The sequence below is a fragment of the Streptomyces sp. SCL15-4 genome (assembly GCF_033366695.1).
GTDB lineage: Bacteria > Actinomycetota > Actinomycetes > Streptomycetales > Streptomycetaceae > Streptomyces.
Genome location: NZ_JAOBTQ010000001.1, coordinates 4,091,115 through 4,111,710, shown reverse-complemented (window position 1 = coordinate 4,111,710; position 20,596 = coordinate 4,091,115). Strand labels below are relative to the sequence as shown.

The 20,596-nt window shown below is 74.6% G+C and carries 17 protein-coding genes and 1 pseudogene; 15 read left to right on the top strand and 3 right to left on the bottom strand.

Going from position 1 to position 20,596, the window contains the following annotated elements:
• Nucleotides 1-15 precede the first annotated feature (15 nt).
• The 13 genes from SCK26_RS17970 to SCK26_RS17910 all read left to right on the top strand — a co-directional run bounded on the left by SCK26_RS17970 (nucleotide 16) and on the right by SCK26_RS17910 (nucleotide 13,846).
• Nucleotides 16-456, top strand: a complete 441-nt coding sequence (locus SCK26_RS17970) for a phage tail protein (RefSeq protein WP_318202314.1) — start codon at nucleotides 16-18, stop codon at nucleotides 454-456.
• Nucleotides 453-962, top strand: a complete 510-nt coding sequence (locus SCK26_RS17965) for a hypothetical protein (protein WP_318202313.1) — start codon at nucleotides 453-455, stop codon at nucleotides 960-962. The genes SCK26_RS17970 and SCK26_RS17965 overlap by 4 nt, the downstream gene beginning before the upstream one ends.
• Nucleotides 959-1,117, top strand: a complete 159-nt coding sequence (locus tag SCK26_RS17960; protein WP_318202312.1) for a DUF6760 family protein — start codon at nucleotides 959-961, stop codon at nucleotides 1,115-1,117. The genes SCK26_RS17965 and SCK26_RS17960 overlap by 4 nt, the downstream gene beginning before the upstream one ends.
• Nucleotides 1,118-3,902: 2,785 nt before the next feature.
• A complete protein-coding gene (locus SCK26_RS17955; protein WP_318202311.1) occupies nucleotides 3,903-4,466 on the top strand; it encodes a hypothetical protein in 564 nt (187 codons plus the stop codon).
• An 80-nt stretch (nucleotides 4,467-4,546) separates the two neighbouring features.
• Complete coding sequence (locus tag SCK26_RS17950; protein ID WP_318202310.1) at nucleotides 4,547-4,972, top strand: phage tail protein; 426 nt, start codon at nucleotides 4,547-4,549, stop codon at nucleotides 4,970-4,972.
• Between the two features lie 59 nt (nucleotides 4,973-5,031).
• On the top strand, nucleotides 5,032-5,754 hold the full coding sequence (locus SCK26_RS17945) for a LysM peptidoglycan-binding domain-containing protein (protein WP_318202309.1): 723 nt from the start codon (nucleotides 5,032-5,034) through the stop codon (nucleotides 5,752-5,754).
• A complete protein-coding gene (locus SCK26_RS17940; protein WP_318202308.1) occupies nucleotides 5,751-7,577 on the top strand; it encodes a VgrG-related protein in 1,827 nt (608 codons plus the stop codon). The genes SCK26_RS17945 and SCK26_RS17940 overlap by 4 nt, the downstream gene beginning before the upstream one ends.
• A 43-nt stretch (nucleotides 7,578-7,620) precedes the next feature.
• Nucleotides 7,621-7,929, top strand: coding sequence for a PAAR domain-containing protein (locus tag SCK26_RS17935; RefSeq protein WP_318202307.1), 309 nt, complete (start codon nucleotides 7,621-7,623; stop codon nucleotides 7,927-7,929).
• Nucleotides 7,929-8,351 carry a GPW/gp25 family protein gene (locus tag SCK26_RS17930; RefSeq protein WP_318202306.1) on the top strand — a complete coding sequence of 141 codons (423 nt, stop codon included), beginning with the start codon at nucleotides 7,929-7,931 and terminating at the stop codon, nucleotides 8,349-8,351. Before SCK26_RS17935 ends, SCK26_RS17930 begins: the two co-directional genes overlap by 1 nt.
• Complete coding sequence (locus SCK26_RS17925; RefSeq protein WP_318202305.1) at nucleotides 8,351-10,312, top strand: putative baseplate assembly protein; 1,962 nt, start codon at nucleotides 8,351-8,353, stop codon at nucleotides 10,310-10,312. The genes SCK26_RS17930 and SCK26_RS17925 overlap by 1 nt, the downstream gene beginning before the upstream one ends.
• On the top strand, nucleotides 10,309-10,959 hold the full coding sequence (locus tag SCK26_RS17920) for a phage tail protein (RefSeq protein WP_318202304.1): 651 nt from the start codon (nucleotides 10,309-10,311) through the stop codon (nucleotides 10,957-10,959). Before SCK26_RS17925 ends, SCK26_RS17920 begins: the two co-directional genes overlap by 4 nt.
• Nucleotides 10,960-11,694: 735 nt before the next feature.
• Nucleotides 11,695-12,399: a zinc ribbon domain-containing protein gene (locus tag SCK26_RS17915; protein WP_318202303.1), complete on the top strand. Its 705-nt coding sequence runs from the start codon at nucleotides 11,695-11,697 to the stop codon at nucleotides 12,397-12,399.
• Between the two features lie 202 nt (nucleotides 12,400-12,601).
• Complete coding sequence (locus SCK26_RS17910; protein ID WP_318202302.1) at nucleotides 12,602-13,846, top strand: hypothetical protein; 1,245 nt, start codon at nucleotides 12,602-12,604, stop codon at nucleotides 13,844-13,846.
• A gap of 666 nt (nucleotides 13,847-14,512) precedes the next feature.
• On the opposite strand, the gene SCK26_RS17905 is transcribed toward SCK26_RS17910, so the two are convergent.
• From SCK26_RS17905 to SCK26_RS17895, 3 genes and pseudogenes are all read right to left on the bottom strand, one after another.
• Entirely contained in the window at nucleotides 14,513-14,839 is a 327-nt protein-coding gene (locus SCK26_RS17905) for a hypothetical protein (RefSeq protein ID WP_318206188.1), read from the bottom strand.
• Between the two features lie 149 nt (nucleotides 14,840-14,988).
• Nucleotides 14,989-15,060 (bottom strand): annotated as a pseudogene (locus tag SCK26_RS17900) (hypothetical protein); the annotation flags it as partial.
• 197 nt (nucleotides 15,061-15,257) lie between these two features.
• Entirely contained in the window at nucleotides 15,258-16,328 is a 1,071-nt protein-coding gene (locus SCK26_RS17895; RefSeq protein WP_318202301.1) for a hypothetical protein, read from the bottom strand.
• A gap of 811 nt (nucleotides 16,329-17,139) precedes the next feature.
• Here SCK26_RS17895 and SCK26_RS17890 point away from each other — a divergent pair.
• Both SCK26_RS17890 and SCK26_RS17885 read left to right on the top strand, forming a co-directional pair.
• Complete coding sequence (locus tag SCK26_RS17890; protein WP_318202300.1) at nucleotides 17,140-18,663, top strand: BTAD domain-containing putative transcriptional regulator; 1,524 nt, start codon at nucleotides 17,140-17,142, stop codon at nucleotides 18,661-18,663.
• The gene (locus tag SCK26_RS17885; RefSeq protein ID WP_318206037.1) at nucleotides 18,549-20,216 is read left to right on the top strand and encodes a tetratricopeptide repeat protein; all 1,668 of its coding nucleotides are present in this window, start codon (nucleotides 18,549-18,551) and stop codon (nucleotides 20,214-20,216) included. Before SCK26_RS17890 ends, SCK26_RS17885 begins: the two co-directional genes overlap by 115 nt.
• Nucleotides 20,217-20,596 lie beyond the last annotated feature (380 nt).

The window sequence follows — 20,596 nt, the reverse complement described above, 5'->3', positions numbered from 1 at the left end:
AGGTGACAGACAGTCATGGCAACGGGCGATGCTCTTTCCACCCACGTCTTCGGCGTGCAGCTCGGCGGCTACCTGGTCGAGTCCATCCAGGAGATCAGCGGCCTGACCGTCGAGGAGGACGTCGTCGAGGTCAAGCAGGTCACCGCGGAGGGCAAGCAGATCATCCGCAAGCAGCCCGGCGGCCGGCAGGCGGGTGAGATCACGATCACCCGGGGACTCGACCAGAGCAGCGAGTTCACCAACTGGATCAAGGAGACGCTGAACAACGGCGCCGTCAACGCCGCCCGGCAGAACCTCACGATCGAGATCAAGGACACCGAGGGCAACACGGTCCGCCGCATCCAGCTGATGCAGGGCTGGGCCTCCAAGTGGGAGGGCCCGTCGCTGAAGGCGGGCGATTCGGCCGCGGCCACCGAGTCCGTCACCATCGTGTTCGAGGAGATCATCGTCGAATGAGGCGCCGTACCGTGACGGCGGGCAACCTGGAGGAGATCCTCCAGGCGACGGCGCCCGCCCCGGCGACCGAGCAGGCGGCGGCACCCCCCGCCGCCGCCCCGGCCCCCCCGCCGCCGCCCCGTCAGGAGCAGCACGGGCTGCGCACCGAGTTCGAGTTCGTGCTGCCGCGCGGCTACGTCGACGAGGCGGGCACGGTGCACCGCGAGGGCGCGATGCGCCTGGCCACGGCCCGGGACGAACTGCGGCCGCAGATCGACCTGCGGGTCAAGGAGAACCCGGCGTACCTGAGCGTGGTGCTGCTGAGCCAGGTGATCACCCGGATCGGCTCCATCACCGACGTGCACGCCGGGATCGTGGAGCGGATGTACGCCACCGACGTCGCCTTCCTCCAGGACTTCTACCGCCGCGTCAACAGCGAGGGCCACACCCGGGCGGCGGTGACCTGCCCGCACTGCGAGGGCGGCTTCGAGGTCGACCTCTCGGGTGGGCGCCTGGGGGAATCGTGACGTACGCCCTTCCCCGGCTCCGGGAGGAGATCGCGTACATCGCCTATCACTTCCACTGGGCGCGCGAGGAGATCCTCGACCTGACCCATGACGAACGACGGCAGTGGGTGGCCGAGATCGCCCGTATCAACACCCGCGTGAACGAAGGCGGTTAGCACATGGCATGGCGGGACAGGCTGCGCCGCCGGTCCGCCGGAACGGAGGGCCCGCGGCGCGGTGAACACGACGGCGCCCCGGCCGCCGCCGTGTCCGGTGCCCCGGTTTCCGCCGCGCCGGACGCTCCGGCCGCCGCCGTGCCCGCCGACTGGGACGGCGGCTGGCGCCGTACCGCGCCGCCGGAGCCGACCGTGTCCCGCGCGCCGCTCGCCGTCAGCGACGGCCTGGCCTTCCGGTCCGGCCTCGCCGCCTGGCAGAACCCGTCGTTCGACTCCGGCCTCGCCCACGCCCTGCTGCCCACGGCCCCCACGGGCCTGGTCCACGGCGTCACCCACCGCCCGGCCGCCCCTCGGTCCGACCGCACCGAAGGAGGCCCGCTGCTGCTGCGGGCGCTGCGACGGGAAGGCGACCAGGAACCGGCGGACGGTGCGCCGGACGGTTCCGCCTCGTCCGGCCCGGCTTCCGCGGCCGTACGGCCTTCCCGGGCTTCCCGTGGCCGGAGTACGGGAGAGGGGCGTCCGGGCGGCGGCTCGCCGAGCCGTGCCCTCGTGTCCACGGAACCACCCGCCGTGCCGTCCTCCTCGGCTCCCGCCGTCCAGCGTTCGGCCGAGCCCGGTACCGGTCCGGTGGTGACCCCGGCCGGCCCCGGCCGCAGGCCCGCCGCGCCGGAGATCCCGCTGGTACGGCGGGTGACGCCGGTCCCGGGTGCGGTCACCGGCGAGGCGCGGTCCGGCCGAGCGGGCGACGGCCGGCCGCAGGCGTCCCGTACCGCCGGGGCCGACGCGCCCCGTCCGGTCGTCCGGGCCCGCCCGGCCGGCCCCTCCCTGACCGTGGCCCGCCGCCCGTCCGGCCCCGCGCGCCGCGTTCCCGCGCTGCGGCCCACGGCCCCGGCCCCGGACCGCGCCGCGCCCGGGACCCCCGTTCGTCCTGCCGCCAAGGACCCCGAGACCTCCGTCGGCACGGCCTCCCGGACCGGTGCGCAAGCGCGCCCGGCCGACCCCGCGCCGGGTACGGCGACTCGTGCGCCTCTCGGCGCGCCGCTCACGGAACTCCCGCCCACGGCACGCCCGCTGACGGACGGCAACCCGGTCCAGCGCGCCGCGTCCGGACCGGCGCTGCCCGTCGTCCAGCGCCAGACCGACGGCGCGTCCGGCACCTCGGGTGCGTACGACGGCGGGACGAGGGGACCGGTCCAGCGCACCCCGGACGGCCCCGGCGCCCCGAACCGGCCCCCGGCCCGCGGCGGGGCTCGCGCACGCGGCGGCCTGGGCGCGCCGCTGCCCGAACTGCCGCCGAGCGCCGCCGTCCCGGGCGCTTCCGGACCCGGCGGCCGGCGTGCCGGAATACGACCGGAGCGAGGCTCCGAACCACGCCGGACCAGGGACGTACGCCCACCGGGGCGACGCCCCGCGCGACCGGAGGCAACGGCACGGGCACACCGCTGCCGGGCCCCGGCGCCGTACAGCGCCGCCCGGCGGCGGAGTCCGCCGACCGCGGCCCCGCCGAGGCCGCCGCACCGTCGCGGCCCGGCACCGGCTCGGACGCGCCGCTGCTCGGCAAGGACGTCGTGCAGCGCGGTGCGGCGGCGGACCCGGAGGGCACGAGCGCCCCGGAGTCGGGCCGTTCGTCGCACTCCGGCAGTGGTCTGGAGGCGCCGCTGGTGGAGAAGCCGGCCGTGCGGCGCAGTGCGGCGGCGGATACGGGCACGCCGGGAGTCGGGTCGTTCGTCGCGTTCCGGCAGTGGTGCGGACGTGCCGCTGTTGGGCAAGCCGGCCGTGCAGCGCAGTGCGGTGGCGGACCCGGGCACGCCGGAGTCGGGTCGTCCGTCGCACTCCGGCAGTGGTCTGGAGGCGCCGCTGGTGGAGAAGCCGGCCGTGCAGCGCAGTGCGGTGGCGGACCCGGGCACGCCGGAGTCGGGTCGTCCGGCGCGTTCCGGCAGTGGTGCGGACGCGCCGCTGCTGGGGAAGCCGGCCGTGCAGCGCAGTGCGGTGGCGGACCCGGGCACGCCGGAGTCCGGCGGTCCGTCGCGTTCCGGCAGGAGTGCGGCGGCGGACACGGGCGCCTCGGAGTCGGGTCGTCCGGCGCGTTCCGGCAGCGGTGCGGACGCGCCGCTGTTGGGGAGGGGTGCCGTACAGCGCGGCCTGGCGGCCGATTCCGCCGACGGGAGCACCCCGAGGCCCGGCGAGACTCCGCCGCACTCCGGGAACGGTCCCGCCACGCCGCTGGTGACGGCGCCCCGGACCACCACCGACTCCCCGGGCCCGGCCGCCGCCGTGAGCGGGTCCCCGGCACCGGCCGCGGGCCGCGCGGGAGACCCGCGACGCCCGGGCGCCCGGCCGGGCACCGCCGGGACACCGGTCGTCGTCGCCCGGGCCGTGGCCGACGGCTCGTCCGGCACCCCGGGCGCACGGCGTCCCGGACCGGCCGGGCAGCCCCCGCTCACCGTGGCCCGCTCCGCCCCGGCGGCGCCCCCCACCCTCTCCCTGCTCGCCGCGCGCCCGCTCACCCTGAACACCCGGCCCCCGGCAGGAGCGGCGGCGCCCGCCGCCCCCCGTCCCGCCGGACGTCCCGTGGTGCCCGCCCGCTGGCCCGGCACCCCGGCCCCCGCGCACACCAACGGCCCGGCCGCCCCCGCCCGGCCCGGGTCCGCCCCCGCCGCGCCGCCGGTCCAGCGGGCCGCGCTCGCCCACCCCGGCCCGCAGGCCCCGGCCGCACCGGCCCCGGCCTCCGCGCACCCGGTTCACCGCGCCCCCGGCCCGGCGGGCGTACGACCCTCCCGCCGCCGTGCGGACCGGTCACCAGTCCGCGCCCGCGGTCCAGCGCGTCCCCGTCGTCCGTCCCGCCCCGCCCCGCGCGCAGTCGCCCGCACCCGCCGCCTCCGCTCCCGCGCGGTCCCTCCCGGTGACCGCCCCGCAGGCGCCGCCGCTCGCGGACCGCCCGGCGGGCACACCGGCACCGGCCCCGGCGGCTCCCGTGCCCGTGGTCCGGTGGAAGAACCCCGCGCGGACCGGGGCCGGCGGAGGCGCGGCGCCCGTGGTGCAGCGCGCCGGCGAGGCCGCGGACCCGGCCGCAACGAAACGCGGCCGCCACCGGTCGGCCACCGTGTCCGGTACGCCGTCCGGTACGTCCTCCGGTACGTCGTCACGTACGTCGTCCGGCTCGTCGTCCCGTACGTCGTCCGCCTCCGGCAAGGACGCGGACCGCCGGTCCTCCGAGGCCCCGCCCGACCCCGGTCTCGACCTGGACGACCTGGCGCGCCGCCTGCTCGACCCGGTGGCCCGGCTGCTGCGCGCCGAACTGCGGCGCGGCCGGGACCGCACGGGCCGTCCGCACGACGGACGCCGCTGAGACCACGGAACCGATGAGGCGACCATGAACGACGCCACGCCACGGATGAGGCATGAGGCCACGGAACGGATGACGGACCAATGACGGACAGCATCTTCGCGACGAGCGTGTTCTTCCGGCTCGCGATCGGAGGCAACGACCTGGGCGCCTTCCACACCTGCTCGGGTATGGGCGCCGAGGTGGAGATCGAGAGCTACGCCGAGGGCGGCAACAACGGCTTCACCTGGCAGCTGCCCGGCCGCGTCACCTGGTCCAACATCACGCTGACCCGGCCGGTCACCGCCGACACGGCGAAGATCGGCCGCTGGCTGGACGAGACGCTGAAGCGGGTGGAGCCCAAGGACGGCGAGATCGTGGCGCTGAGGCCGGACCGGACCCCGATCATCAGCTGGCAGGTGTTCGGGATCGTCCCGGTGCGCTGGCAGGGGCCGTCGTTCGACCCGAGCAGCTCCGAGGCGGCCGTGGAGACCCTGGAGATCGCCCACGAGGGCCTGCGCCCGTCCTGACCCGTCCGCCCGCCTCCTGAGCCGTACCCGCCCGCGCCCGTAAGAAAGGAAGACCCGGCATGTCACCAGCGTTCCGTTCCAGCCGGGCCAGGGCCCAGCTGACCCTCATGGAGCCGCCCGCGTCGGTCGGGGCCAAGCCCGGCGGCACGATCGCGCGGCTCGACCTCCAGTTCAACCCCTCCACCCTGGAGCTGCGCAAGACCACCGAGTGGCGGCGCACCCCGTCCCGGATGGCGGGGCAGTCGGCGCTGCCCGAGTTCGTCGGCAGCGGCCCGCGCGAGCTGAGCCTGGAGGTCTTCCTGGACGCCACCGCCACCCACGACAACTCCGTGGAGCAGGCGGTGGAGAAGCTGATGAAGGGCTGCGTGCCGACCCCGGCCAGCCTGGGCCGGAAGAAGCCGGCGAGTCCCTGGGTGCGGTTCGAGTGGGGCACCGCGCGGACCACCTCGTTCGACGGGGTGCTCTCCAGCCTCTCGGTGTCGTACACGCTCTTCGACGTGGACGGCAGGCCGCTCAGGGCCACCTGCGCGCTGTCCATCGAGGAGGCGAGCGTCGACCCGGCGGGCCAGAACCCGACGTCCGGCGCGCGCACCGCCCGCAGCACGCACACCGTGGTGGCGGGCGACAGCCTGGCGATGCTGGCCTGGCGGGAGTACGGCGACGCGACGGCCTGGCGGGTCATCGCGGAGGCGAACGGAATCGACGACCCGATGGCGCTCGTGCCCGGCACCGAACTGGTGGTGCCGGGGCTGCGGGACGCCGGCGGCGAGGAGGAGCGGTGACCACACCGGAGGCGCGGGGCGGCCGGTCCTTCGCGGCGGACCCCGTCATCGAGACGCCCGGCGAGCTGCCGCTGGTCTGGGCCGCCCAGCTGGTCAGCTGCGTGGTGGACGAGAACGTGGGCCTGCCCGACGCGGCACAGCTCACCTTCCGCGACCCCGACCACGAGTTCCTGCGGGCGGCCGGCATCACCATCGGCACCCCGCTCAGGGTGTCGGTGGTGACGGTGAACGGGCAGGCCCGCGAGCGGCTGTTCAACGGCGAGGTCACCGCCCTGGAGGTGGACCGGGACCGTACGGGCTCGTTCACCGTGGTGCGCGCCTACTCCAAGGCGCACCGCCTCCAGCGCGGCCGGAAGGTGGTGGCGTACCGGAACATGACGGCGGCGGCGATCGTCCGCAAGGTGGCCGCCGGCGCCGGGCTGGCCTGCGGGAAGGTGGAGGCGGCGCCGGTCACGTACCAGCAGCTGTCGCAGGCGAACGTGTCCGACTGGGACTTCTTGCAGTACCTGGCGGCGGAGAGCGGCGCGCAGGTCCGCGTCGACGACCAAGGGCTGCTTCAGTTCACCAAGCCGGAGAAGGCATCCGGGGCGCCCGCGCCGTCGACCCCGGCCACCCGGAACCCGATGGTGCTGGAGTACGGGCGGAACCTGCTGGCGCTGCGCGCCTCGCTGTCCGCGGCGGACGGCGCGTCGCAGGTGGAGGTGCGCGGCTGGGACGTCACCACCAAGCGCCCGCTGGTGGCCCGGCAGCCGTCGGTGGAGAGCGACACGGTGGTGCCGGGGCTGAGCCCGGCGTTCGCCGCCCGGTTCGGCACGTCGTCGAAGCTGACCGTCACCGACACCCCGTACCGCACCCAGGCCGAGACGACCGCGGTCGCCGGCGCCGTGGCCGCGGACGTGAGCGCCGGCTTCGGCGAGCTGGAGGCGGTCGCCGAGGGCAACCCGCGGCTGCGGGCGGGCAAGCCGGTGGCGCTCGGCAACGTCGGCCCGGCGTTCTCCGGCAAGTACACGGCGACGGCCGTGCAGCACGTCCTGGAGCCGCACGGCGGGTACCGGACCACGGTGTGGGTGAGCGCCAGCCCGGACCGCTCCCTGACCGGCCTGGTGACCGGCGCCAACGCGCCGAGCCGCGGTCCGCGCATGCCGGGGCTGGCGATCGGCGTGGTCACGGACGTACGGGAGCCGGGCGGCGCCGAGAGCGGCGCGGTGAAGCTGCGGTTCCCCTGGCTGGACGACACGTACACCACCGACTGGGTGCGCACCGTGCAGTGGGGCGGCAAGGGCGGCGGAGGCGTGGTGAGCCCCGAGGTCAACGACGAGGTCCTGGTCGGCTTCGAACAGGGCCTGCTGGACAGCCCGTACGTCATCGGCGGCCTGTACAACGGCGTCGACAAGCCCTCCGCGCACGACGTGCCGCTGATCGACGGCACCACCGGGAAGGTCAACCGCCGCTCCGTCGTCTCCCGCTCCGGGCACCGGGTGGAGCTGCTGGACGCCCGGGCCCCGGGCCCCTCCGGGGTGCGGCTGCGGACCGCCGACGAACGCCTGGAAGTGTTCCTGGACGACCGGCGGGACCGGATCGAGCTGACGGTGTACGCCGGGAAGAGCCGGCAACCCCTCACCTCCGTCGTGCTCGACCGCAAGGGCATCACCCTGGACGCGGGTCGCGGCGACGTGAGCGTGTCGGGCCGCAACGTCGACATCCAGGGACGGGTCGGGGTGAAGGTCGGCGGCCGGTCGGTGAGCGTCACCGGCAGCTCGGACGTCACCGTGGACGGCGGCCTGCTCGGCGTCCTGAAGGCCAAGCTCATCCGCATCAACTGACCCGAGACCACCACCAGTTCCCCGAGTTCCCTAGGAGCGACACATGCCGGCCGCAGCCCGTACCGGTGACCCCACCAGTCACGGCGGGGTGATCGCCACCCCGCCGCCCGGCGCCGCCGCGGCCGTGGCCCGTGTGCTGATCGGCGGCCGGCCCGCCGCCGTCGTCGGCAGCCTGCACACCTGCCCGATGCCGCCGCACGCGCTCATGGGCCCGGCCAACGTGATCCTGCCCAACCCGCTCGCGGCCACCGTCCTCATCGGCGGGCTGCCGGCCGCGCGGGCGCGCGACAAGATCGCCTGCGGCGCCATGGTCGTGACCGGCGCCCCCAACGTCCTGATCGGGGGCCTGTGATGAGCGAGCGGTTCATCGGCCGCGGCTGGGCGTTCCCGCTGCGGGTCGGGCCGACCGGCGGCATCGCCCTGGTCGAACGGGAGCGGGAGATCGAGGAGGCGATCCGCCTGGTGCTCGGCACCGCGCCCGGCGAGCGCCCCATGCGCCCCGAGTTCGGCTGCGGCATCCACGACTACGTCTTCGCGCCCGGCGACGGCGCCACCGCCGGACGCATCGCGCAGCAGGTGCGCGAGGCGCTGGAGCGGTGGGAGCCGCGCATCGCGGTGGAGGACGTGGTGGTCGCCTTCGACGCCGTCGAGGACGGCACGCTCTACATCGACGTGCACTACACCGTGCGCTCCACCAACGACCGGCGCAACCTGGTCTTCCCCTTCTACACGATCCCCTCCGAGGAGGGGGCCGAGGACGGGAGCGGAAACTGATGGCACTGCCCTCCCCGAACCTGGACGACCGGCGCTTCCAGCAACTCGTCGACGAGGCGAAGCGCTACGTGCAGCAGCGCGCCCCGGAGTGGACCGACCACAACGTCTCCGACCCGGGCGTGACCCTGATCGAGACGTTCGCCTACCTCGTGGACCAGCTGCTGTACCGGCTGAACCGGGTCCCTGACAAGAACTACACCGCCTTCCTCGACCTGCTCGGCATCCGCCTGTTCCCGCCGGCCGCCGCCGTCGCCGACGTCGACTTCTGGCTGTCGGCGCCGCAGCCGGACACGGTCGCGCTGCCCGCGGGCACGGAGGTGACCAGCGCGCGCGGCGAGAACGACGAGGCCGTGGTGTTCACCACCACCGACCACCTGGACATCCTGCCGAGCGAGCTGACGCGGCTGGTGACCGCGCACCGCACCGGCGAGCAGACCGACCGGACCGGGACGCTCTCCGAGGGCCGGGACATCCCCTGCTTCCAGGCCGCGCCCGAGCCCGGCGACGCGCTGCTGTTCGGCCTGCCGACGGCGGTGCCGCGGTGCATCGTCGCCATACGCCTGGACAGCCGGGTGGAGGGCGTCGGCGTCGACCCGCGCCAGCCGCCGCTGGTGTGGGAGGCGTGGGACGGCGGCGGCTGGCGGGTGTGCGAGACCTGCACGGACACCACCGGCGGGCTGAACCGGCCCGGCGAGGTCACCGTGTACGTCCCGGCCGGGCACACCGCGTCGGTGATCGGCGGCACCCGGGCCGGCTGGCTGCGCTGCCGGGTCACCGAGCCCGAGCCGGGCCAGCCGTTCTACTCGGAGTCCCCGACCGTGCGCGAGGCGGCGGTGTTCACCGTGGGCGGCACGATGGCCGTGGAGCACGCCGAGACCGTCACCGACGTACCGCTCGGCACCTCGGAGGGGGTGCCCGGGCAGACGTTCCGGCTCGGCCGCCCGCCGGTCCTCCTGGACCGCGAGCCCCCGGTGGTGGAGGTGTCCACGGCCGAGGGCTGGCAGCGTTGGGACCTGGTCGAGCACTTCGGCCGCTCCGGGCCCGCCGACCGGCACGTCACGGTCGACGCCACGACCGGCGAGTTCGCCTTCCCGCCGGCGCTGCGCGAACCGGACGGCACGCTGCGGCAGTGCGGCGCCGTACCGCCCAAGGGCGCCCAGATCCGGGTGGCCCGCTACCGCACCGGCGGCGGCCCGGCCGGCAACGTCGCGCGCGGCGCGATCTCCGTGCTGCGCAGCTCCGTGCCGTACGTCGCCCGGGTCGTCAACCGGGAGGCGGCGCGCGGCGGTGTCGCCGGGGAGACCGTCGAGAACGCCAAGCTGCGCGCGCCGCAGGCGCTGCGCATGCAGGAGCGCGCGGTGACCGCCGAGGACTACGAGATCATCAGCCGCCAGGCCGCGCCCTCGGTGCGCCGGGTGCGCTGTCTGCCCGCCGCCGAGGACGCGGGCGCGGTCCGGGTCCTGGTGGTGCCGGACGCGGTGGCCGACGAGGGCGACGACCGGCTCCGCTTCGAGCAGCTGATCCCCTCCGACCAGGTGCTCCGGGCGATCACCGAGTCCCTCGACGAGCGGCGCCTGATCGGCACCCGGCTGGTGGTGGAGCCGCCGGTCTACCAGGGCGTCACCGTGGTGGCCCGGCTCGCCGCGGCGCCGGGCGACACCGACCGGGTGCGCGACGCGGCGCTCGCCGCGCTGTACCGGCACCTCAACCCGCTGCACGGCGGCGTCGACGGTACCGGCTGGCCGTTCGGCCGGCCCGTGCAGTACGGCGAGCTGTTCGGCGTGCTGCAACGCGCCACCGGCAACGCGCTGGTGGAGGAGATCCGCCTCTTCCCCGCCGACCCGATCACCGGCCGGCGCGGCGCCCCGACGGACCGCATCGACGTGGACCGGGGCGCGCTGGTCTTCTCCTACCAGCACCAGGTGGTCGTCACGGCCGTGGACCCGGAGGGACGGCGATGAGCCGCGCCGCCGTCCCCGGCCTGCCGAGCCGCCACCCGATCGGCGAACAGCTGCCGGCTTTGTACGCCGACGACGACTTCGCCCAGCGCTTCACCGCCGGCCTGGACACCGTCCTCGCCCCGGTCTTCCTGACCCTCGACACCCTTCCCGCCTACCTCGATCCCCGGCTGGCCCCCGCCGACTTCCTCACCTGGCTGGCCTCCTGGGTGGGCGCCACCGACGACCCGGAGTGGCCCGAGGACCGGCGCCGCGAGGCCGTCACCCGTGCCGTGGAACTCCACCGCCGGCGCGGCACGGCCAGGGGGCTGACCGAGGCGCTGCGCCTGGCCCTGGGCGTCGACGCGGAGGTCACCGGGGCCGGCGCGGCGACCTGGTCGGCGACCCCGGGCGCGGACCTGCCCGCGCCGTCTGCCGAGGGTCCGCTGGTACGGGTGTGGCCGGCGGACGCGACGACAGGCGACCGGAGGACGGGTCCGAACGGGGAGCGGCGGACGGCGGCGCACCCGTACGAGGCCGGCGACGACGCGTCGGTCCGGCCGCCGGTGGATCCGGACAGGGTCCGCGAGATCGTCCGGGTCATGTGCCCGGTGCACACCGTCTGCCGGGTGGAGATCCTGCCCGGCCCGCCCACCGACGAAGGGAGGTGACGCCATGCGCGCGTGTCCCTCGTGCGGGGCGTCGAACGGCCCCACGGACGACTTCTGCGGCAACTGCGGCACGTACCTGGGCTGGTCGGACACGGGATCGGCGACGAGCGGGCCCTCGCGGCCCGCTCCCGCGGACCCCGGCCCGGCCGCCGAGCCCCCGCCCGCACCGGACCCCGCCCCCGCCCCCGCACCGGACCCCGCGCCGGCGGACGAGCCGACGCGGACCGCACCGCCGCCCCGCGTCTCGTCCCTGCGCTTCCGCCTGACGTCCCGGACCCGCGGCGAGACGAGGGAGGAGGAACCGGGGCCGGCCGAGACCCGCCGCCCCGCGGACGAGCCCTCCGCTCCCACCCGGCCGGACCCGGCGAACACCCCCCGGGACGAGGCCGCCCCCGAGCCCCCCAAGCCCACGTCCGCTTCGGCGTCCGCGCCCGCCGAAGGCCCGGCGCCCGCGCCGCGTCCGGCGCCCGCGCCCGCCGACCCGCCCGCGCCCGCCGAACCCCGCACAACCGCGCCCCGTCCGGCGCCCGCCGACCCGCCCGCGCCGACGCCCGCCGAACCCCGCCCGACCGCGAGCCGTCCGGCGCCCGCGCCCGCCGCACCCCCGGCGCGGCCCCGCCCCCGGCGGCGCCGCAGCCCCCCGCCGCCCCCCGCGTCCCGGCGCCCCGGGACACCCCGGGCCCCCGCTCTCCGTCCGCCCCCGGCACACCGGCACCGGCGCCGGAGCCGGATGCCGTGCTCCCCGTACGCCCGGGCAAGCCGGTGGCCCCGCGTCGTCCGGTCGTACGGCCCGTGGAGGCGCCGGACGAGGTGGCGGGGACGCCCTGCCCGGCCTGCGGCACGCCCAACCCGCCGGGCCGCCGTTTCTGCCGGCGCTGCGCGGCCCCGCTGAAGCCGGAGGCGAAGCCGGCCCCGCTGCCGTGGTGGCGGACCGTGTGGCCGCTGCGCCGCCGGGTGCGGGCGAGTTCGGGCCGGGGCGTGCGGTTCCTGGTGATCCTGGCGGTGCTGGTGGCGCTGTGCGCGGCCGGCCTGTTCCTGCTGCCGGCCGGACGTGCCCTGTTCGAGGACACCCGGGACAAGCTGAGCAAGACCAAGCCCGTGACGCCGGTGAGCATCAGGGCGAGCGCGGAGGTACCCGGGCACCCGGCGAAGAACACCACGGACGGGGTGAGCAACCACTACTGGGGCGCGCCGGCGGCCGGCGCGTCGGTGACGTACACGTTCCAGGAGCCGTTCCGGCTGGTGGACATGATCATCACGAACGGCGCGTCCAAGTCGCCGGAGGCCTACGCCGACCAGGGCCGCGCGCTGCGGATGGACCTGGAGGTGACGACGCGGGACGGTGAGCGGCACCACAAGCAGCTCGTCCTCAGCGACAAACCGGGCCCGCAGACGATCCCCACCGCCTTCAGCGACGTCACCACGATCCGCCTTCCCTGAACTCCCCGGCCGGCCTGGACCGGGGCCACCACCTGGCCCTGGCGGAGGTGGAGTTCTTCGCCCGCAGCTGAGCGGACACCGGCCGCCGTCCACGGCGGCCGCCCCGGCAAGGGAGCTGCAAGGAGCCTGCAAGGAAAGTGCCGTTCCCGCCGGGAAGTCCCCTGTCGACCGCCGAACGCGGCGACGAGCGATGGGGGATCGCATGTCCGTCAGCACCACGAAACCGGCACTGATCGAGCAGGGACACTGGCTGACCGTACGAGACTGCAAAAGGGTATTGGTGGTCGTCCACACCGTGACGTTCGCCCAACGCCTGCAGGAAGTCTTCGGTCTGCTGGAGTCCGACCTGCGCATCCAGCTGGTCTTCACCGCCGCCCCGCACGCCTTCGGCAGCGGGGTCACGCAGTATTTGCAGGAACTGGGCATCGTCACGGTGCCCTGGGAGGAGGCCCTACGGACCGATTTCGACCTCGCGTTGGCCGCGGGCTCCCGCGGCGTGCACGAACTGCGGGCTCCGGTCGTACGCGTCTCGCACGGGGCCGGGCACATCAAACCGCTCACCGACATCGGCTCGCTCGCACCGGGCGAGCGGCGTCCGCCGGGGATGCTGAGCCGCCGGCACCTGCTGCACGAGGGCCGTCTGGTCCCGGCGGCGATCGCCTACGCCCATGAACGCGACCTGGCGGAACTGGCGCGGTGGTGCCCGGAGGCGCTCCCGGCGGCCCATGTGGTCGGCGATCCGTGCGTCGACCGGATCACGGCGGGCCTGCCACGGCGCGCGGAGTACCGCCGCGCGTTGGGGATCGGGAGCGGAGAGCGCCTGGTGGTCGTCACCTCCACCTGGGGGCCGACCTCGACGTTCGGGCGGCTCGACGCCTTGCTGCCGCAACTGCTCGGCCAGCTGTCCGGCGACGGCCACCGCATCGCGATGCTGGTCCATCCCAACGTGTTCGCGGGCCACGGAACCCGGCAGGTGCGCGGCTGGCTGGCCGGCTGCCGCGATCGGGGACTGGCGCTCGTGCCCCCGGAGGCCGACTGGCAGGCACCGCTGATCGCGGCCGACTGGATCATCGGCGATCACGGATCGCTGACCGTGTACGGCGCGCTCACGGAAGCGACGCTGCTGCTCACGCCCGGCCCGCGACGGGAGGTGTCGGACTACTCGCCGACAGCGCTGCTGTCCGCGGTCGCGCCCGTGATCGCGCCGGGATATCCGCTGGCCGGACAGCTGGACTACGCGGCACGGTCGCGCCGCCGGGGACAGTACGACGAGGTGACCGCCGCGCTGTCCTCGGCACCGGGCGAGTTCCACCAGCGGATGCGGTCCGTCGTCTACCGCCTGCTCGGCCTCGGCGAACCGGCCCTCGCGCCGCTCGTCTCTCCGCCTCCGCCGCCTCCTTCGCTGCGGCAGTGGGAGGTCTCCGCGGGCTGGGGGGCGGTCCAGTGATCCATCGGTCACCGATGCTCCGGACGAGCGCGTCGCCTCGCTGCTCCGCACCGGCGCGGGGAGCGGAGCCGGACGCCGCGTGGGCGACCGTGTGCTTTTGCCCGTCGCACACCGGCGTCCTGTCCCGAAGTGCCGGCTTCCGGGGCCGCCGGTCCGCGTCCTCTGGCGCACGCACGCGGCGCGCGGTCCGGCCCTCGTCCGCTCCGACGCGCTGCCGGTCACGGCACAGGGCCGTCCGTACCAGGCCCCCTCCCCGTGTCCGCACCCGCCCGGCCGGCTCCCGTGCGACACGCATCTGTGGGCCGACGCGGACGGGCCGGCGGTTCTCCGGGAGCATGCCGACGTCCTGGTCAGCCGGGTGCCGGCGGCGGCTTCGGAGGCGCGGCGGCGGGTGCGGGACCTGCTCGTGGAACATCCGGGATGTCTCGCCGCCGCGGTGCCCGGCTTCGGCGCGGGATGTGCCGTCGGTGTGCGGCGGGCGCCGGGTGACGTCTGGTGTGCCTGGCTGGAACGGGGCGGACCCCGGGCACCCGTCCCGCCGCAGGCGGTCGCCTCGGTGGTGCACGCCTGGGTGGCGGCCGGAGGATCGCCGGGCGCGCTGTGCGCTGTCGTGCCGGCGTGTCACGGCTGATCCAGGGACGGCCGGACCAGCCGGCTGCGGCGGCATCACGGCTGCCGCAGCCGGCTGTCCAGGCGGTCGGCGTCCTCGGGGCTCAGCCGCCGGAAGAGATCCCGGGCAGCCGCGTAATGGCCGGCCGCGTCCTCCGCCTCGCCCCGTGACTCGGCGGCCAGGCCCAGCCATTCCAGGCAGCGTGCCTCCCAGTGCTCCGACCGGGCGCTGCCCGCGCGGAAGCGGGGCAGCGCCTCCCGTAACCGCCGGGTGCCTCCTTCGAGGTCACCGGCACGGACCAGGACGTGGCCGAGGAGAGCCAGGACGCGGGTCGCTTCGTAGGTCTCCCCGAGTGCGTCCAGCTCCGCCTCCGCGCGCCGCAACTGCGCGGCGGCCGTGGCCAGGTCGCCGGCGGCCAGCGCGGTCTCGCCGAGGCGCCGCCGGGTGAGGCCGCTCCGCGCCGGTAGCCGACCGACTCCCGCAGCCGGAGCGCCTCCTCGAAGTGGCCGCGTGCCTCGTCGAGCCTGTCGGTCAGCAGACTGATGTGGCCGAGGCCGCTCACGGCCTGTGCCCGTTGCCGGGCATCGCCGTCCGCCGTGGCCATCTCCAGTGCCTGCCGGTACCAGTCGGCCGCCTCCGCGTACCGCCCGGCGTTGCGCAGACCGATCGCACCGGAGGTGAGCATGCGGCCCTCACCGGGCCGCGAACCGCTCCGGCGCGCCGCTTCGAGGCCGAGGTGATGCGCCTCCGTCCACATCTGTGAGGGGCGGAGCCGGACGAAGAGGGGCCACATGAGATCCGTCAGTCTCCAGCAGCGGGTGTGCCAGCCGGCCGCGCGCAGTGCCGGACGGCACCCAGCAGCCCGTTGCGGTGCGTGTCCAGCCAGGCGAGCGCCTCGTCGGGGCCGCCGAGCGGTGTGGGCTCGACGGAACCGGCCGGGAGGTCGTGGCCCGGCAGACGGTGGCTCGGGGTGAGGATCTCCTCCGCCGACGCCGCGGTGGACAGGCACCAGTCGACGAACCGGCGCAGTACGTACGCGCGCCGGCCGGCCTCCTCCTTCTCCTCGCCCAGCCGCCGGGCGTGGGGTTGGACGAGGTCGTGGAAACGGTAGGTGTCCGGGCCCGTCTCCTCCACCAGGTTGGCCTCCACGAGGGCGTGGACGGCGATGGCGGTCACGTGCTCCGCGTCCTGCGCCCGCTCGGCGTCGACGGCTATGGCGGTCAGCATCCTGAGGTCGTGCCGGTCCGTGGGCACCAGGCCCATCCGGCGGTAGAGCCGGGCGCCCGCCTCCGGCAGCACGTCGTACGCCATGTCCAGCGCGGTACGCATCACGGCCTCCCCGTCGACCCGCAGCAGCTCGACCACCCCCTGTCCCCGGGACAGACTGTCGGCCAGGGCGGACACGGAATGGTGCGGCCGGATGGCGAGTTGCGCGGACGCCAGGCCGACGGTCAGGGGCAGGCCGCCGCACAGCCGGACCACTTCGTGCGCGGCGGCCGGCTCCCGCGCCACGCGCGCCCCGCCGCCGACGGCCAGCAGCGCCACGGCCGACTCGGCCGGCAGTCCCTCCAGCCGGTGCACGGACGCTCCGTCGACGCGCAGCCCGGTCAGGGTGTTCCTGCTGGTCACCACGGTGATACCGGTCGGTGAACCGGAAAGCAGCGGACGTACCTGGGCGGCTGTGAAGGCGTTGTCCAGCAGTACGGCCAACCGCAGCCCCGAGGTCATCGACCGCCACAGTGCGCTCCGCTGCGCGGTTCCGGCCGGTACCGACGGCACTCCGAGCGCGATCAGGAAGGCCTCCAGGACCGTGGCGGGAGAGGCCGGACCGCTCTCCCCGTCGGCGGACCCTCCGGCCAGGTCGGCGTACAACTGGCCGTCGGGGAAGCTGTCGGCGTGCTCGTGCAGCCAGTGGCAGGCGAACGTGGTCTTCCCGACCCCCGCGAGCCCGCTGACACCACGACCTGGGGCGCGTGCGCGGGATGCCGGCGCGCAGCGCGTCCAGGGTTCTGCGATCCGCTTCCCGGTCCATGAACCGCGCCGTCACCGGCGGCAGTTGGCGGGGCACCGGTGGACGCGGGCGGGGTGTTTCGGCGGGCGGGTGGAAGTGGAGTCCTCCGTGGATGTCACGGGCCTGCACACTGGGGCCGTGGAGGACCGCGCTTCCGCCGATGACGTTGGCCGTCGTGCCCGGTGCCGGACCGGGTGCCGCGGGCCGTGGCGGAGTCGGGCCGTGACGCCGTAACCAGTCGGTCAGCGCGCTCCGCGTCACCGCGTCGCGCAGGGCCGCGGCGGTCAGCTCCTGTGCGAGTTCCTGCCAGGCCGCCGGCTCCGCGAGCCGTGGTTCCGCGCTGCCCGGAGGCCGGAACCGGGCCACCGCCGCGTCCGCGCGGGCCGCGGTGTCCACGACATGGGCCAGGTCGCGCCAGGCGGGGGACTCCGGGTCGGCGGAGCAGGCGGCCAAGGCCGACAGCAGCGCCTTGAGCGTGTCCGAAGGGGAAGCTCCCACGTGAGTGACTCCTTTCGCCTCCTCGGGAATCACTCCCCGCTTTGGGAGGGGTGGGAACGAAAGAGATAATTTATCGGTCAATTTTGAGCTGGCCAGGTCCGCTTATGGCCCCTGGCAGCAGGACCGTGACACTCTCGAATACTCGGAGGAGGCCCTACCGGCCGGAGGACGCTGGTGGAGTTCGAGATTCGGCTCTCAGGGGCGGTCGAGGTACGAGCGGCCGGCCGGCGTGGTGATCTCGGATCGACGAAGACCAGGCTCACCCTGGCCGCCCTCGCCTGGGACGCGGGCCGCACCGTGAGCGTGGACACGCTGATCCACCGCATCTGGGACGACCATCCGCCCGGCAAGGCCAGGGAGGCGCTGCACGCCCACATCTCACGGATCCGGGCCTGCCTGCGGTTCGCCGGGAGCGACGCGCCCGCGATCGTCAGCCGCACCAACTCCTACGTGCTGCACGTCGATCCCGACCGGGTGGACCTGCGCTGTTACACGAACTGCGTCGACCAGGCACGCGCCCTCAAGGACAGCGACGACCCGGAATCCGTCCTCGGTCTGCTGGACCGGGCGGACGGGTTGTGGCGCGGCGAACCGCTGGCCGGGATCACCGGTTCCTGGGCGGAGCACCTGCGGACGGCCGTCGGTGAGACCGGCCTCGTGGCCGCGATGACCCGCACCGAGATCCTCCTGGGCCAGGGGAGGTTCGCCGACGCCGTTCCCGTCCTGCTGCCGCTGGCGCGGGAGCATCCCGTGGACGAGGCGCTGGCCGAGCGGCTGGCCGTCGCGCTGTACGGGAGCAACCGCACGGCCGAGGCCACCAGACTGCTCCAGCGGACGCGGCAGCGCGTGGTCCGCGACATCGGCCTCGACGCCGGCCGCGGCCTGCACCGCGTCCACCAGGGCATCCTGGCCGGCACGCCGGCCGCGGCCCTGCTCGGGAGCACCGGTGGCGGCGGGAAGAAGCCGGCCCGGCCGGCCCCCGGCGTCCCGGACAATCTCCCGCGGGACGTCCCGTGGGTCGGACGGCGCGACGAACTGCGACGGCTCACCTCGGCGCTCTGCGAGGGCCAGGACGGCTCGGCCGTGGTCGTCACGGTGGAGGCGATCGACGGGATGGGAGGCGTCGGCAAGACCGCGCTGGCCGTCCACCTGGCACACCGATTACGGGACCGCTTCCCCGACGGGCGCCTCTTCCTGCACCTGGGCGGGGGCCATCCCGGCCGGACGGCCACCACCGCGGCCCGGGCCCTCACCGAACTGCTGCGGCTGCTCGGCATGGAAGCAAAGGAACTGTCCCACGACACCGACGCGCTGGCCGCGCTGTGGCGTACGGCCACCCGGGACCGCCGCATGCTGGTGATCCTGGACGACGCGGCCGGGTCCGAGCAGGTCCGTCCGCTGCTGCCCGGCGCCTCGCCGACGGCCGTGATCGTGACCAGCCGCCGCCGCGGCTTCCCGGACTTCCCGGAGTGCGGCCGGTCTCCCTCGACGTGCTGCCGCGCGCGGACGCGATGGCGCTCTTCGCGCGGCGGCTGGGGGTGCGGTCCGGTGCCGACGAAACGGACATCGCCGAGATCGTCCGGATGTGCGGCCACCTGCCCCTGGCCATCGAGATCGTCGCGAGTCGGCTGCTCGCCCGGCCCTCGTGGGGCACGTCCGACCTGCTGCGCCAGCTGCGCACCGGCGGCGCGCATCTGACCCAGCTGCGCGACGGGGAACGGTCGATGACCCATGTCTTCGAGCTGTCGTACCGTGCGCTCAGCGCGGAGCAGCAACTGGTCTTCCGGCGCATCGGGCTGCATGTCGGCACGGAATTCACCCCGCACGCGGTGGCGGCACTCACCGGCCTGTCCGCCCCGGTGGCCGGGCGCGTGCTGGAGGAACTCCTGGCCCACCACCTGGTTTCCGAGAAGTCTCCGTACCGGTTCACCATGCATGATCTCCTGCGCGACTACGCGCGATCGTTGATCGAATCCGGTGACACCGAGTCCGAGGATGATTGCCGGCGGGCCGAACGCGCCCTGGTGGAGCACTACGTTCGGACCGCGGACCGGGCGGACCGGCTGGCCTATCCCTTTCGCTCGCGCATAGATCACCAGGCGGCCGACCCCGGTCTGTCATGTCCCGAACTCGCCGACGCCCAGGCGGCCGAGCAATGGCTGATCAGCGAAGGCGCCAATCTGTTGGACACACTGGACTGGCTTGTACACCACGGATCGGAACGGCAACTGGCTTTCTCCGTCCATGTGCTGGCCGGATTCCTGGACATGGAGGGGCACGCCGTCACGGCCGAGCCGTTGCTGCGACGAGCCGTCGCCCACTGGGACGCCGCAGGTGACAGCGCTGCCAGGGCGCGCGCCCTGCTCGACCTCGGCGCCGTCCACACCCACAGTTCCCGGTACGCGGAGGCGATCTCGGCCGCGAGTGAGGCGCTGGACGTCGCACGTTCCCTCGGGGAATGGGAGCTGCAGAGCGAATGTGTCCACCAGCTGTCGATCCCCCTCTGGCAGACGGGCCAGTACGCCCAGGCCCAGGAACTCCAGAAAAGGTCTCTCAATTTCCTGCTGCGAACGGACAACAAGCGGCAGATCGCGCGGAGCCGGAACCTGCTCGGGATCACCCATCTCCACCTCGCCGAGAACAGTGAGGCATTGGAATGCTTCACGTCGGCGCTGGCCGGTTTCACGGAAATAGCGGACGGGCGAGGCAGATACAGCACGCTGAACAACATTGCGCAACTGTGCCAGAGGATGGGTGATCTGCGGGCGGCCGAAAGCGCCTATCGCGAGGCGATAGGCGTGGCTGAGGGAATGGGAAACAAAAGGGACAGGGCCACTCTTCAGATGAATTTGGCGAGCGTGCTGGACGCGCTCGGGAAAGCCGAGGAGGCCCTCGTCCTGTACGGACAGGTCCTGCCGGTGCTGCGAGCCGTGGGCGACCGGCGCGGCGAGGCCATCGCGCTGAACGGGATCGGCCGGGCCCACCGCGCGGCCGGCCGCGGCGAGCAGGCCCTGCCCCGGCACCTCGCCGCCCTGGAGGTGATCCGCCGTATCCACGCCGCAGGTGAAGAGGCCGACGTCCTCTACGACCTGGCCCTGACCGAGCGCGACACCGGACGCACGGACCAGGCCGTGACGCACTTGGAGGAGAGCCTCTCGGTCAGCCGGCGCATCGGGGCCCCGGCCGAGGAGGCCCGTGCCGCCCGCGCCTTGGCGGAGTTGCGCGGAACGCTGAATGAGCCTGTGCAGTAGGAGTCGCGCCCGCACTCGGCATTGAGATGTGTCGCCGCGAAGCGGTGCGGGCCGACCGCCGCGGGCGGAAAGCGTTGGCGAACCGCCTTTGCATTCGGCCCTGTTGGCGTGCGGGATCAGTCCTGTGACCGGCTACGATAGTTTCAGCGATGGCACCGACCCCATGGCCTCATGGCCGAGTCGCGCATGCCCGCGTTCCTTCTTCGATTCGCCCTTTTTGCGACGTGAAAGGTACATCGTCAGAGTGAGAGCAATATTCGTCATCACCACCCTAACCTGTATAGCTTATTTTGTGATGGCGAACGGTGCCTACTCGTCAGGCACTGGCATATGACAGACGCAATTTCCGTTATCAGGCCGTAGTCCCGCGGCCCGGTGCG

What these genes read in the sequence shown, in the direction of transcription:
- SCK26_RS17910 (WP_318202302.1), top strand. Translation starts at nt 12,602, where the DNA reads ATGTCCGTCAGCACCACGAAACCGGCACTGATCGAGCAGGGACACTGG.
- SCK26_RS17925 (WP_318202305.1), top strand. Translation starts at nt 8,351, where the DNA reads ATGGCACTGCCCTCCCCGAACCTGGACGACCGGCGCTTCCAGCAACTC.
- SCK26_RS17970 (WP_318202314.1), top strand. Translation starts at nt 16, where the DNA reads ATGGCAACGGGCGATGCTCTTTCCACCCACGTCTTCGGCGTGCAGCTC.
- SCK26_RS17885 (WP_318206037.1), top strand. Translation starts at nt 18,549, where the DNA reads ATGTGCGGCCACCTGCCCCTGGCCATCGAGATCGTCGCGAGTCGGCTG.
- SCK26_RS17945 (WP_318202309.1), top strand. Translation starts at nt 5,032, where the DNA reads ATGTCACCAGCGTTCCGTTCCAGCCGGGCCAGGGCCCAGCTGACCCTC.
- SCK26_RS17950 (WP_318202310.1), top strand. Translation starts at nt 4,547, where the DNA reads ATGACGGACAGCATCTTCGCGACGAGCGTGTTCTTCCGGCTCGCGATC.
- SCK26_RS17935 (WP_318202307.1), top strand. Translation starts at nt 7,621, where the DNA reads ATGCCGGCCGCAGCCCGTACCGGTGACCCCACCAGTCACGGCGGGGTG.
- SCK26_RS17965 (WP_318202313.1), top strand. Translation starts at nt 453, where the DNA reads ATGAGGCGCCGTACCGTGACGGCGGGCAACCTGGAGGAGATCCTCCAG.
- SCK26_RS17920 (WP_318202304.1), top strand. Translation starts at nt 10,309, where the DNA reads ATGAGCCGCGCCGCCGTCCCCGGCCTGCCGAGCCGCCACCCGATCGGC.
- SCK26_RS17930 (WP_318202306.1), top strand. Translation starts at nt 7,929, where the DNA reads ATGAGCGAGCGGTTCATCGGCCGCGGCTGGGCGTTCCCGCTGCGGGTC.